We start from the raw sequence: 12,479 nt of genomic DNA on the forward strand, positions 1-12,479 counted from the left end.
CCAGATGCTTCAACATGTCTCATCCCTCCGTGCGGCAGGACTCGTACGAAGACGCCGCGCCTGATGATCTTTTTCTCATCGACCGTTCGCAGCCGCTCGAGCGACAGGCGGGGCGATACTGGTGGGGACAGTCGTCCCGCCGCCGCGCTGGCCTCGGACACGGGCCCGGTGGGTGGGGACGCACCTTTGTCGAAGTCTCCGAGGGGAACCGCTCATGACCACGGCGAAAGATCTGTTCATCATCGCCATGGACCTGAAGCATTCCGTGGGACAGGGCGACCTGTCCCTCGCACTCGCGGGAGCCGAGCTGATCGATCTCATCGGTGCGGGGGCGGTCGCCGTGGACGCCGACCGCATCGTGCCGGGTGGACAGCCGACGCTGGACGATCGGTTCATGGGCGAGGCTGCGTCAGGGCTCACTCAGCAGGCGCCCTACGAGCGGATCGAGGACTGGCTGTGGCGCCGGGGCCGAGACCTCTCGGCCGCGTACCAGGCCGCCATGGAGGAGAACGATGAGCTGAAGCCGCAGCGCAGCGGCCGGTTGCCCTTCGGCTCGCAGCGCGTGGAACTGGTCGATACGCCCGCGCGCCGCCGTGCAGCCGACCGCTGGAAAGAGAAAGAACCCGTCCTGGCCTCCCTCGCCTCGGTCGTGGGCATCGACGACGAACGATCCGACGATGAGCCCGGCCTCGATGACGAGGCGGTGACGACCGTGCTGGCCGCCGTCCACGACGCGGTGATGGAGCTGGAGGCCGTACGCCAGAGGCGGACCATCGAGAACGCCGCCTTCGCCAACCTCTGGCGCGGACCGTGAGCCGAGCCCGCCTTCGGGAGCGCGGTCGAGTCCGACGGCGACGCGGTCGCACGGCCGTCGGGCGGCGCCTACGGCATGTCCGTGGACCAGTTCCGGTCAGGTTCGCGCGGCCCGCCCTTCCCCCACGACGCCGACGGCGCCACCTCACCGGCCGCGCCACACCAGAGCCCCGCGGCCGGTGCTCGGGCGCCCTCTCGTATCGAATCGCGGCTCAAGACCCAGGCTGCCCGGGAGCGGGCGCAGCAGGGGCCGCCGTCATAGGACATCGGTGAGGCGGTCTACCTGGTCTGGGTCGAGGCCGTAGCAGTAGAGCATGACCTCGTCGGCGCCGAGGTCGGTGAAGCCGGTGATCGCGTCGCGGATCTCGGCCGGCGTGGTGAGCATTCCGCCTACCATCCGGTCGGCCATGCCGGTGAAGGTGTAGTACGCGTGCATATTGGCCTGTGCGTCGTGGACCACGTCTTGAGGGCCGAGCGCGACGTTGACCTGCGCGACAATGCGCGGTTCGCCGACGCGGTCGTACTCCTTCCAGAACTTGCGGGCGGTGTCGAACAGGTCGCCTGCCCAGGAGGGCGCCGCGGCGGCGAGGAAGCCGTCTCCCCAGCGCGCGACGCGTTCGATCGCGGCGGGCTTGAAGCCTCCGAAAAGCACCTCGGGGCCACCGGGCCGGGCGGGCGCGGGACCGATCGGGCCGACGTCGTCGCCGTACGGCTCGCCGGACCACAGGCGGCGCATGACCGCCATCTGCTCGTCGAGGCGTCGGCCCCGGGTGCGTTTGTCGATGCCGGTGACCTGGTGGTCGTCCTCCCGGCCGCCGACGCCCAAGCCGAGGACCAGGCGACCACCGGTCATCCGATCCACGGTGGCGGCCTGCTTGGCGAGGAGCGCGGTGTCGCGCAGCGGGGCGAGCAGTACCTCGGTCTGGACGCGGATACGGGAGGTGGCGCCCGCGAGGACGGCGAGTGCGACCAGCGGTTCGGGGTTGTCGTAGACGAGCCGGTCGAGCAGGCCGAGCGTACTGAAGGGCCCGGCGTCGGCGCGCTGGGCCCAGGTGAGCAAGGTGGCAGGGTCGCCGATGGGCAGACCGATACCGACGTTCATGAAGGAGACCTCCGAAGGGAAGGGTCGACAAAAACCGCTGCCGCCCCTCCGGCACCTCAGCGAGGTGGAACGCTCCCGCCCTGCGGCGTGCTTCTGGGGAACGTCTCATCGAAGTGATCTCACCCTAGGACGCGTCGATTTGGTGGCACAAGCCAATTCGGGCCAGCCCTGCCCCCAGCAACTACAGTCAGGCCGTCCGGAGACGCCCGCCGGCATGTACGCGACTACGAGACCCGCCCCGCGGGCAGACAACCCCGAGCCCAGGCACGGTCCTGACTGAACTCGGCGATCCGGTTGTCCCGCACCCCGAAGACACTGCGGCATACGCAGCTCAGCCGGATCACAGGGACTGGTGAAGGCTGTTGGTGTACACGGCACCAGTCAGAAGACCACCAGTGGCACCCGCGTTGGAGCCGGCGTCAATGGCGGTCCGCCGATTCATCCATCCCGGCTGATGCCCTCCGGCACACCGCCCTTCACCGGTGGCTCTTCCACCGCTCCCAAGGGGCACACGGATCGTCAACCCTGTTTGCTCCATGGCTGATCAGCCGTCGGCAGACACGCTTCACTCGTTGCGACGGTCTTGCCTCCACAACTCCTGTAACCATGTGTCGCGAAATCGGCAGCGGACGGTGAGCGCCGCGCCTTCAGTGACGAGAGGTTGCAACGTGACACCCCAGGCAACCGCCCCTTCGAAGCCTCAGAGCGTCACCGAGCAGAGCTCGGCAGCCGGCGCATCGGCGATCGACCATCGGCCCCGCACCGAGAAGGGGCAAGCGACCGAGACCGAGCTCCTGGTGGCGGCGTCGGTGCTGCTGGCAGACGCCGCGTTGACCGCCCGGCAGGCCAGTGCCGAGCTCACCGGAGCACTCAGCAGCTGGCGCACCGGCCTGCGCGCGCTGCGTGACCCTGCCTGGGCGTTGGGCAGCGCGCTGTCCTGCGCCCGCGCCCTGACCTCGCCGCGCGGACTCGGTTTCGGTGCCAACGGAGGCATCGCGGGTGAACTGGCCCGTGCCGTCGGGAACCTCACCTACCGTCGGCCGGCCGCGGTCACGATGGCCGTGGACGCCTTCGCCATGCGCATCGCCGCGGCCGCCGCCGCCCACCCCAATCTGGACACCCCCTGTGCCCGGCGGCTCACCGACGCGATGGTGCGCGGCGACCGTCTGGAGACCTTGCGGGCGCTGTCCGCGCTGGTCGAGCGGTTGGGTGTGACGCGTGCCCTCACCACCATCAGCCCGGTCATCATGGAGCTGCTGGCGCTGACCGGCCTCCTCGACGAGAACCCGGTCAACGACGACTTCTCCTGGGTGACCCTCGCCGGTGGGATTCCGGCCACCGACCCCTTCCTCGGCCTGCCCAGCTCGCTGCTGAAGCACCTCAACTCCGGTGCGGGCCGGGCGGAACGCACGGACGCCGACCCGATCCTCGCCGCGATGCTCGCGGGTTCCGACAACGACATCGTCAGCTACGTCAACGACATCGGCGCACTCGGCAACCACGGCCTCGTACTGCTGCGGCGGGTCGCCTGCGCGGACGGCGCCGTCCGGTTCGTCCTGCTGCTGCCCGGGACGAGCTTCGGGCTGCTCAGCAACAGCACGCCGCAGGACGTGGTCGGCGCCTTCGACGGTCTGCTCCGCATCGACACCACCTACACCAGGGCGGTGAAGGCGCTCCTGACACGCGCGGGGGTGCCGGCCGGAGCCGAGCTGATGCTCATCGGGCACAGCCTCGGCGGGCTGACCGCCATGAACCTGGCCTCGGACATCGGCGTCGCCTCCGAGTACCGGATCACCCATGTCATCGCGCTCGGCTCGCCCATCGACGCCAAACGGCCCGCCGACCACACGACGCAAGTCGTGAGCCTGCTCAACGAGCATGACGTGATCCCGACCTTGGACGGACGGGGCCCCGCCTCTCCCAACGACATCCCCGAGCACTGGCTCGAACTCGCCTGGCTGGACGAGACGTACGACTACCCGCTCTCGCACGCCCCGCAGGCGTACTCGGACAGCCTCCGTGGCGCCCAGGCCCCTTTGCGCGAGCGGGTCAACGCGCTGTTGCGGCCCTACGACGGAGCCATCACGGCGAACCAGCCCTACATGCTGCGCGACAAGTGACCCCCTTGAGGATGCCTCCCATGAACAACCCCAGCTTCGACGCCGAGGCCGTTCAGGCCGCCCCGTCCATGTCGAAGGGACGGCGGCCACTCGCCGCCCGGCCCCTGGAAAGCGCCCTGTTCAGCGCAGCCATGCTCGGGCACCGGCTGCCCTGGACGGACGCCCCGGCCCGGCTGCTGGGGCTCGACGCCCTCACTCCCCCGCGCACACCGCTGAGGTCGCTCGGGGTTAGCTGGTGGGCTCGACGCGCACGACGTTCGTTCGACGACGTCGTTGCCGTCATTCGCGTCGCGCCCACCGGTGACCTCGCAGGTCACGACCGGCCGTGGTCGCCCGATATGGGCTGTCCGATGCGTCGCTAGACGGCGGTGAAACCGCCGTCAGCGGCGACCACGGCTCCCGTGACGAAACTGGAGCGAGGCGAGACGAGGAAGCACAGGACCTCGGCGATCTCCTCGGGCTGCGCCACACGTCCCATGGGCTGCGCGGCGGCGAAGGACGCCAGGTAGGCGCGGCTGTCGGGGCGAATCGTGTCGAGGAAGTCCGTCTCGATGACGCCCGCGGCCACGAGGTTGGCGCGGATGCCCAGCGGGCCGCCCTCGACGGCGAGCACCTTGGTCAGTTGGGCCAGAGCGCCCTTCGACGCACTGTAGGCGACGCCTTCGGGCAGAGCGACGGTGGAGGCGTACGAGCCGGTGCTGACGATGGCGCCGCCGCCGCGGCTCTTCATGGCCCGGAACGCCTCGCGGGCGCAGAAGAAGGAGCCGCGGGCGTTGACCGCCATCACGGTGTCCCAGTCCTCGGCCGTGGTTTCGGTGACGGGTTTGTTCTGGGTACGCCCGGCATTGTTCACGAGGATGTCCAGTCCACCGAAGGCGTCCAGGGCCGTTGCCACCGCGCGGTGGGCGGTCTCCTCCTGGGTGATGTCGCCGTTGGTCGCGACGACGCCGGGAAATTCTTCCGCCAGGTTCGTGACGTCGGGGCGGAGGTCGAGGGCGACGACCCGGGCGCCGCGGGCGTGGAGGAGCGCCACGGTCTCCCGGCCCACCCCTCGCGCGGCTCCCGTGACGAGGGCGATCTTCCCGGCGAACTCGGTGGATGCGGATGGTGCGGCGGCTGCGGTCGCAGGTGTCATGGTGCGGTCCCTGGAGAAGGTGAGTGTGCGTTCAGTGCGCGGTGAGCCCGCCGTCGACCACCAACTCCGAGCCGGTGACGAACGAGGAGTCGGCGCAGGCCAGGAAGAGGATCGCGGGTGCGACCTCGTCGGCGCGGCCGGCCCGGCGCATGGGGGTGCGTCGGATGTCCGGCTGCTGGTCGCCCTGGTCGTCGAGGAGTTCCTGGATCATCGGCGTGGCGATCACCCCGGGATGCACGGAGTTGATCCGCACTCCCTGCCGGGCGTACTCGACCGCCGCTGTCTTGCTCAACAGGCGTACGGCCCCCTTGGACGCCTGGTAGGCCGCGGCCGCACCGCTTCCCACCAGGCCGAGTACGGACGACGTATTGATCACCGACGCGTCGCCGCTCGCACGCAGGAGCGGCATCGCCGCCCTCATGCCGAGCCAAGTGCCCTTCTGGTTCACGTCGATGACGCGGTCCCACGCCTCTTCCCGCGTGTCCTCGATACCCGGCCAGTCCAGGATGCCGGCGAGGTTCACGAGCACGTCCAGCGCTCCGAACCGGTCGCGTACGACGGTGATCACCTCGTCCCACTCCCGCGCGGAGGAGACGTCGAGGCGGGCGGCGACGACGTCCGCGCCGCGTGCCGCGATCCGGTGGGACAAGTCCTGTAGGGGGCCTTCGGCGATATCGGTGAGCACCAGCCGGGCGCCTTCGCGGGCGAAGAGTTCGGCGGTCGCGGTGCCGAGGCCGCCGGTGGCGCCCGTGATCAGCGCGACCTTGCCGTCAAGTCGACGTCCTGTCATGGATATGGTCCTTGATTCTCGTTGAGTCATGGGGATATTGACGACGGCATCCGTTACCACGGCTTCCGTTACGTCGGCTCCTGCTCCCGGTAGAGCACGAGGTGCTCGTGGTAGAGCACTCCGTCCCGGATGTCGCCCGTCGCGGTGAACCCGGTGTCGTCGACGTACTCCAGGTGGCTGCCGGTCACCGTGTACCGGCCGGTGTACGCGCTGCGCCGCTCGCCGCGGGCCTCGTCGTAACGTCCGTCCGGCAGCAGCTCCTGACGGATGTGACCGTCCGCGGTCACCCACATCCCGACCACGTCGACGTGGTCGCCCTCAACGTTCCCGGCCGTGGCCATGGCGGACTCCTCTCCTCGAACGGTGCGGTCCTCCCGCACCACCTCCACCGAGTCTGCGCAGGTCAGTGGGTATCAACCAGGACGTGTGCTGCCTGGGTGCGGCACACCCAGGCAGCACACCCGGCCGCCGCCTAGCCTGCACACATGGACGACAACCACCTGGGAGAGTTCCTGCGCACACGCCGTGCCGGTCTGCGGCCGGAGGACGTCGGGATGGCGAGCCACGGAGTCCGCAGGGTCGCCGGACTGCGCCGCGAGGAGGTCGCCGTCCTGGCCGGGGTGAACGCCGACTACTACACCCGCCTGGAACAGGGCCGCGAGCGCAACCCCTCACCCCAGGTGGTCGACGCGCTCAGCCGCGCGCTACTCCTCGACGCGGAGGCCCGCGCGCACCTGTACCGGCTGGCCGGCGCCACGCCGAACGACCGGTCCTCCGTCCACGCCGCCGAGCGGGTCAGCCCTACACTGCGACAGCTGATGGACGGCTACCCGAACACCCCGGCGTTCGTCATGAGCAGGACCCTGGACCTCCTCGCCGTCAACGCGCTGGCCGAAGCCCTCTACGCCCCGTTCGAACCGGCGGACAACCTGGCCCGCATGACCTTCCTCGACCCCGCGGGCCGCAGCTTCTACACGGACTGGGACCGGGCGGCACACGCCACCGTCGCCAACCTGCGCGAGGCAACCGGATTCGACCCGGACAACCCACGGCTGCGCGCACTCGTCCACACCCTCACCGAGCGCAGCGCGGACTTCACCCGCCTCTGGAACGCTCACGTCGTACGCGGCAAGACCCAGGACGCCAAACACCTCCTCCACCCGGACGTCGGCCCCCTCACCCTCACCTACCAGGCCTTCGACGTACGCGACGCCCCCGGCCAGCAACTCGTCATCTACCACGCCGAACCGGGCAGCCCCAATGCCCAGTCCCTCACCCTGCTCGGCTCCATCCACGCGACCCGGCGCGGGCCCGTCCCCCGGCCCCACCGCTGATCAGCCGTCCCCGCCCGGTGAGCCCCGCCGCCGAGCCGGTCGTGCACGTCCGCCTCGGAGCCAAGGCATCGGAGCCTCATCGTCAGGTTCCATGTCTGCTCTCTCCCTAAAGAGGTTGAGGCCGCCCGCAAGGTGGGTGGTTTCCATACCGCGGCGGTCGTGGACGCCGATCCCTGCCGCGCAGCCGTGGATGGCCAGTGCCTACGTCGAGGGCCCGACGCTCGCGGAGGAATTCGCCCGGCGCGGGCCACTGGACGAGAACGCCGCTGACGGCACCCGCGTGACCGCCGAACGAGCCGCCATCGGAACGCCCGGCTTCATCGCACGCGAGCAGGCCCAAGGGCTCGAAGTCACGGGCGCGTGCGATGTGTTCGCGCTGCGGGCGGTACTGGTCGCGGCGGCCGGCGGAATCGCGTTCGGGGACGGCCAGTCTTACGGACTGCTGTACCGGGCGGTCCACGAAGAGGCGGACGTCAGTGCCATACCTGGGGCGCTCAGCCCCGTCGTGGTCGCCTGTCTGCGCAAAAAGCCGGAACTGCAGCCCACGCCCGAGCAGTTGCTCAGCATCTGCGTCGACCGGATCGACCTCACAGAAACAGCGGCCACGGAAACAGCGGCCACGGAGCCGATGCGCCCACCCCAGCGGGCAGCCGACAAGACGCCACCCGTGCGGGCCGCGCCGCCGCTGTCATCAGGACCGGCCTTGGCCCACCCTCGTTCAGCCGGCGCCCGGCTTGCTGAGCCAGAGCGACGGACTCGTACTGAACGACCTCGGCATAGGCGTCGGCTCCCCCACGAACCTGACAGTGCTGCGTTGGTCCGAGGCCACCTCGGTCGCACCGTGGGCTGCTCACCGACGAGCGGGCGCACTAGTCGGGTGCGGCAGCCTCTGCGGTTTCAAACCGCAGCACCACCACGGCTGCTGAAGGAGCGGGCCTGCCTGCCTCGCGGGCGCGGTCGCCGGCGCGGTCACCGCACCCGGCAGCGGCGCGAATCGCCACAGCCGTCGATCAACTCCTGCGCACGCAAAGCACGTTGCCGATGCCGCCCACGTTCATGATTTGTTCGCATTGCGTATGTGGACCATCACACAACGGACAACATCCGGCCAACATCGAGTCAAAATGCTGACATGTACCTGGTTGGAATGACACTCTTCCCCGCAACGCGCTGCACGTACGACAACACGCTGCACGCCCGCATCGCGTCTTTCTTCTGCTCCGGGCGGCCCTCCATGCCTCCCGGGCCCCCACAGATGGAGCCCGCGTGACCTCTGACATATCCCGTAAGCGTTCGACGCTCGCGATCGCCACCGCCGTCGCCGCCGGAGCGCTGCTCACCGCCGGACTGACCACCGGCGCCTCGGCCCAGCCGGACAAGGGCAACGAGCCTTCCGGCTCTCCTGTCGCCCTCTCGGTGTCGACCCGAGCGGATCTCCTCCAGGACGCGAGTGCTGAGAGAGCGGCGACCGCCGAGCGGATCGGTCTCGGTGCCAAGGAGAAGCTCGTCGTCCGCGATGTCGTCAAGGACGCCGACGGCACCACGCACACCCGCTACGAGCGCACCTACGACGGCCTGCCCGTCCTCGGCGGCGACCTCGTCGTGCACACCGCCAAGAGCGGTGAACTGAAGGGCGTCACCAAGGCGACCGAGGCCGCGGTGAAGGTGGCCTCCACCGACGCGAAGCTCGGCAAGTCCTCCGTCGCCGAGTCCGCCGAGTCGACCGCCGCGAAGGCGAAGACCGCGCAGGCCGACGCGCAGGCTCCGCGCAAGGTGATCTGGGCCGCCTCCGGCAAGCCCGTCCTCGCGTACGAGACGGTCGTCACCGGTGTGCAGAAGGACGGTACGCCCAGCAGGCTCCACGTCATCACGGACGCCGCGACCGGGAAGAAGCTGTACCAGTACCAGGCCATCGAGAACGGCACGGGCAACAGCCAGTACAGCGGCAAGGTCACGGTCGGCTCCAAGAAGGCCACGAGCGGCTACGAGTTGACCGACAAGGCCCGAGGCGGCCACCGCACCTTCGACCTGAACCACGCGGAGAGCGGCACCGGCAAGCTGTTCAAGGATGCCAACGACGTTTGGGGCAACGGCAAGCCCACGAGCGCGCAGACCGCCGCCGTCGACGCCGCCTACGGCGCGCAGCTCACCTGGGACTACTACAAGTCGGTGCACGGCCGCACCGGCATCAACGGTGACGGCAAGGGCGCGACCTCGCGGGTCCACTTCAGCAACAACTACGTCAACGCGTTCTGGGACGACAGCTGCTTCTGCATGACGTACGGCGACGGCGAGGGCAACAAGAAGCCCCTCACCTCGATCGACGTCGCCGCCCACGAGATGACGCACGGCGTCACCTCGGCCACCGGCAACATGGAGTACAGCGGTGAGTCCGGCGGCCTGAACGAGGCCACCTCCGACATCTTCGCCGCTGCCGTGGAGTTCAAGGCCAAGAACCCCAAGGACGTCGGCGACTACCTCGTCGGCGAGAAGATCGACATCAACGGCGACGGCACCCCGCTGCGCTACATGGACAAGCCGAGCAAGGACGGCGCCTCCCTGGACAAGTGGAGCGCCAACGCCGGCAACGTCGACGTCCACTACTCCTCGGGCATCGCCAACCACTTCTTCTACCTGCTGTCCGAGGGCAGCGGTAAGAAGCGGATCAACGGCGTCGACTACAACTCGCCGACTGCTGACGGCTCGAAGGTGCTCGGCATCGGCCGCGGCAAGGCCGAGAAGATCTGGTTCAAGGCCCTGACGACGTACTTCACGTCGACCACCGACTACAAGGCGGCCCGCAAGGGCACGCTGAGCGCCGCGAAGGACCTGTACGGCGCAAACTCGGCCGAGTACAAGGGCGTGGCCGCCGCCTGGACCGGCGTCAACGTCAAGTAACCCTCGATCAGCCACTTAAGGGGCGGCGTCCGAAACGGACGCCGCCCCTGTCGCGTTCAGCGCATCAGCACGTCAGCACGTCAGCAGCCTCGCCTGCTTTCCGTGCCCTCTCCGCGCCCAGGCCACTCCGGATGCCGGACCGGCCCAGGACCGCGGGGTCTAGCGCATGCGCTTCTGCTGCGCCGCTGTGAGCGCACGGACGACCATGACACCGGTCGCGGCCGCGCCGACGACCGCCGCGTCGACCAACAACAGCGGGGAGACGTTCGTATAGGCACGGGCGATGACAGCGTCCGTGCTGGTATCGGTGAACATCAGGCCCGTCCCGCTCAGGATGCTCACCAGCCAGAGGCCCCACCACCAGTTCACGACCCAGGGCAAGCGGTCATCGGGGGCGCTGGCGCGGTGGACGTCCGCGATGATCCTTCGGGGTATCCACAGGTTGACGATGGGGACGATCCAGCCTGCGTAGACCCACGGCCCGGCGTCGCGCAGAGGCCTTCCGGAGAAGGCCAGAGCGTTGTCTCTGGCGCGCCACAGCCAAGCGAGGAAGGCGATGGCGCACAGCACCGTGGTCACGTCGCCCAAGGTACTGACGAAGTGGTAGGTGTTCTCCAAAGCCGTCAACGGGCGGTGTTGGCCGTCTCCTTGGTCCGGCGGTCCGGAGGGCGGCTGCCCGGCCGCGGCGAGTCGGATCTGCCACAGGGCTCGGGCCGCCCAGGCCGTGCCGGCGAGGACAAGGGCGGCTACGGCGAGGCGGGCCGCTCCCCGGATCGGGGACAAGGCAGGCGCCGTTATTCGTTCGTTCACAGATCATCTTTCCTGGCGGAGCTTGGGTCCGCCGCGCAACGCCGCCACCCGGCCTGGGCATCGTCGCGTGCCAGGCGGACCGACTGGCTACTGGACCGTAACAGCCGTGCAGCGCAGCGACTTGCACGGTCAGTCTTCAGTGGCGTGGGCTTCGGTGGCGGGTGTTGTCCGGGTACCTGCGGTTTTTGATACGCGGACAATATGTGTCCGCTCATAACATCGAGACCATGCGCGTGTTGATCGTCGAGGGCGAGCGTCATACGACGAGGGAGAGCACCGTGGAGAGAGCGCCAGGCTTGAGTGTCCGGCTCAAGCTCACCCTCAGCTACGCCGGATTCCTCATGCTCGCCGGTGCCTTGGCGCTCGCCGCCGTAGGAGTGTTCCTCCTACGACAGGGGTGGTTGCAGACCAACGAGGAAGGGGCATGGAAAAGAAACCCGGTCGTCGAATTCGTGCAGGGATTCGCGCCAACGGCAGCCGCGGTCATGGTGTTCCTCCTCGTGTTCGGCCTCCTGGGAGGATGGATGCTCGCCGGTCGTATGCTCGCCCCTCTGGCTCGCATCACCAGCGCCACGCGCACCGCCGCCACGGGATCCCTCTCGCACCGTATCCAAATGCCGGGCCGCCAGGACGAGTTCCGAGAACTCGCCGACACCTTCGACGCGATGCTCGCACGGCTTGAATCACACGTCGCCGAGCAGCAGAGATTCGCGGCGAACGCCTCGCACGAACTTCGCACGCCGCTGGCCATCTCGAAGTCGCTTCTCGACGTGGCCCGCACCGATCCCTCACACGACACCGGGGAAGTCCTCGACCGCCTCCAAGCCGTCAATACCCGTGCGATCGACCTCACTGAAGCATTGCTCCTGCTCAGCCGGGCCGAACAGCGATCCTTCACCCGCGAACAGGTCGACCTGTCCCTCATGGCGGAGGAAGCCACCGAAACTCTGCTCCCCCTCGCGGAAAAGAACGGCGTCACCATCGAGACCCGCGGCGACATCACCCCCGCGAGCGGATCGCCTGCGCTGCTGCTGCAACTGGTGATGAACCTCGTGCACAACGCGATCGTTCACAATCTGCCCGAACAAGGGCGGGTATGGGTTACCACCAGTGCCCGCCCCGGCACTGTGATGCTCACGGTCGAAAACACCGGCGAGAAACTGCCTCCGCACCTGATCTCGACGCTCACCGAACCCTTCCAAAGGGGCACCGAGCGTATCCACGCCCACCAGACGGGCGTCGGCCTCGGCTTGGCCATCGTCACCACCATCACTCGCGCACACGACGGCATCCTCACCCTCATCCCGCGCGATACCGGCGGCCTGCGCATCACGGTGGAACTGCCCGCGCGCCCGTCGCCTTGACGTGCTCTCCTGGCCGTACTCATGCGCGTGCCGGCAATGCGGAAACGAGAACGTATCGGCAGTGTATTGAAAACTGCATACGCGTCGGCAACACCCCGTTTCCTTGAATAGGG

At 68.7% G+C, this 12,479-nt stretch carries 11 protein-coding genes; 6 read left to right on the plus strand and 5 right to left on the minus strand.

Translation table 11 applies throughout. The features are described from left to right. Positions 1 to 214 precede the first annotated feature (214 nt). The gene (locus ACIO9J_RS02450) at positions 215 to 814 is read left to right on the plus strand and encodes a GPP34 family phosphoprotein (RefSeq protein WP_401991241.1); all 600 of its coding nucleotides are present in this window, start codon (positions 215 to 217) and stop codon (positions 812 to 814) included. 255 nt (positions 815 to 1,069) lie between these two features. Here the strand turns inward: ACIO9J_RS02450 and ACIO9J_RS02455 are convergent, their stop codons facing one another. Continuing rightward, the gene (locus ACIO9J_RS02455; RefSeq protein WP_401991244.1) at positions 1,070 to 1,915 is read right to left on the minus strand and encodes an LLM class flavin-dependent oxidoreductase; all 846 of its coding nucleotides are present in this window, start codon (positions 1,913 to 1,915) and stop codon (positions 1,070 to 1,072) included. A gap of 668 nt (positions 1,916 to 2,583) precedes the next feature. Here ACIO9J_RS02455 and ACIO9J_RS02460 point away from each other — a divergent pair. Together ACIO9J_RS02460 and ACIO9J_RS02465 are read left to right on the plus strand one after the other, a co-directional pair. Beyond that, positions 2,584 to 4,035, plus strand: a complete 1,452-nt coding sequence (locus ACIO9J_RS02460; RefSeq protein WP_401991247.1) for a hypothetical protein — start codon at positions 2,584 to 2,586, stop codon at positions 4,033 to 4,035. A gap of 20 nt (positions 4,036 to 4,055) precedes the next feature. Then, positions 4,056 to 4,397, plus strand: a complete 342-nt coding sequence (locus ACIO9J_RS02465) for a hypothetical protein (protein ID WP_401991250.1) — start codon at positions 4,056 to 4,058, stop codon at positions 4,395 to 4,397. On the opposite strand, the gene ACIO9J_RS02470 is transcribed toward ACIO9J_RS02465, so the two are convergent. The 3 genes from ACIO9J_RS02470 to ACIO9J_RS02480 all read right to left on the minus strand — a co-directional run bounded on the left by ACIO9J_RS02470 (position 4,394) and on the right by ACIO9J_RS02480 (position 6,301). Further along, positions 4,394 to 5,170, minus strand: a complete 777-nt coding sequence (locus tag ACIO9J_RS02470) for an SDR family NAD(P)-dependent oxidoreductase (RefSeq protein WP_401991253.1) — start codon at positions 5,168 to 5,170, stop codon at positions 4,394 to 4,396. The two genes, ACIO9J_RS02465 and ACIO9J_RS02470, sit on opposite strands and share 4 nt — an antisense overlap. 31 nt (positions 5,171 to 5,201) lie before the next feature. Further along, positions 5,202 to 5,960 carry an SDR family NAD(P)-dependent oxidoreductase gene (locus tag ACIO9J_RS02475; RefSeq protein ID WP_401991256.1) on the minus strand — a complete coding sequence of 253 codons (759 nt, stop codon included), beginning with the start codon at positions 5,958 to 5,960 and terminating at the stop codon, positions 5,202 to 5,204. A 68-nt stretch (positions 5,961 to 6,028) separates the two neighbouring features. Continuing rightward, complete coding sequence (locus ACIO9J_RS02480) at positions 6,029 to 6,301, minus strand: Atu4866 domain-containing protein (protein ID WP_401991259.1); 273 nt, start codon at positions 6,299 to 6,301, stop codon at positions 6,029 to 6,031. Positions 6,302 to 6,445: 144 nt separating this feature from the next. Here ACIO9J_RS02480 and ACIO9J_RS02485 point away from each other — a divergent pair, with 144 nt between their 5' ends. Both ACIO9J_RS02485 and ACIO9J_RS02490 read left to right on the plus strand, forming a co-directional pair. Continuing rightward, positions 6,446 to 7,294, plus strand: coding sequence for a helix-turn-helix transcriptional regulator (locus ACIO9J_RS02485; RefSeq protein ID WP_401991262.1), 849 nt, complete (start codon positions 6,446 to 6,448; stop codon positions 7,292 to 7,294). Between the two features lie 1,266 nt (positions 7,295 to 8,560). Then, positions 8,561 to 10,192: a M4 family metallopeptidase gene (locus tag ACIO9J_RS02490; RefSeq protein WP_401991265.1), complete on the plus strand. Its 1,632-nt coding sequence runs from the start codon at positions 8,561 to 8,563 to the stop codon at positions 10,190 to 10,192. A gap of 159 nt (positions 10,193 to 10,351) precedes the next feature. Here ACIO9J_RS02490 and ACIO9J_RS02495 read toward each other — a convergent pair whose 3' ends face one another. Beyond that, positions 10,352 to 11,002, minus strand: a complete 651-nt coding sequence (locus ACIO9J_RS02495) for a DUF4328 domain-containing protein (protein WP_401991268.1) — start codon at positions 11,000 to 11,002, stop codon at positions 10,352 to 10,354. A gap of 278 nt (positions 11,003 to 11,280) precedes the next feature. Between ACIO9J_RS02495 and ACIO9J_RS02500 the strand changes: the two genes are divergently transcribed. After that, entirely contained in the window at positions 11,281 to 12,366 is a 1,086-nt protein-coding gene (locus ACIO9J_RS02500; protein ID WP_401993009.1) for a sensor histidine kinase, read from the plus strand. The last annotated feature ends 113 nt before the right edge of the window (positions 12,367 to 12,479 follow it).

The organism is Streptomyces sp. NPDC087300 (assembly GCF_044744425.1).
Lineage (GTDB): Bacteria > Actinomycetota > Actinomycetes > Streptomycetales > Streptomycetaceae > Streptomyces.

What these genes read in the sequence shown, in the direction of transcription:
- ACIO9J_RS02450 (WP_401991241.1), top strand. Translation starts at nt 215, where the DNA reads ATGACCACGGCGAAAGATCTGTTCATCATCGCCATGGACCTGAAGCAT.
- ACIO9J_RS02455 (WP_401991244.1), bottom strand. Translation starts at nt 1,915, where the DNA reads ATGAACGTCGGTATCGGTCTGCCCATCGGCGACCCTGCCACCTTGCTC.
- ACIO9J_RS02465 (WP_401991250.1), top strand. Translation starts at nt 4,056, where the DNA reads ATGAACAACCCCAGCTTCGACGCCGAGGCCGTTCAGGCCGCCCCGTCC.
- ACIO9J_RS02470 (WP_401991253.1), bottom strand. Translation starts at nt 5,170, where the DNA reads ATGACACCTGCGACCGCAGCCGCCGCACCATCCGCATCCACCGAGTTC.
- ACIO9J_RS02475 (WP_401991256.1), bottom strand. Translation starts at nt 5,960, where the DNA reads ATGACAGGACGTCGACTTGACGGCAAGGTCGCGCTGATCACGGGCGCC.
- ACIO9J_RS02480 (WP_401991259.1), bottom strand. Translation starts at nt 6,301, where the DNA reads ATGGCCACGGCCGGGAACGTTGAGGGCGACCACGTCGACGTGGTCGGG.
- ACIO9J_RS02485 (WP_401991262.1), top strand. Translation starts at nt 6,446, where the DNA reads ATGGACGACAACCACCTGGGAGAGTTCCTGCGCACACGCCGTGCCGGT.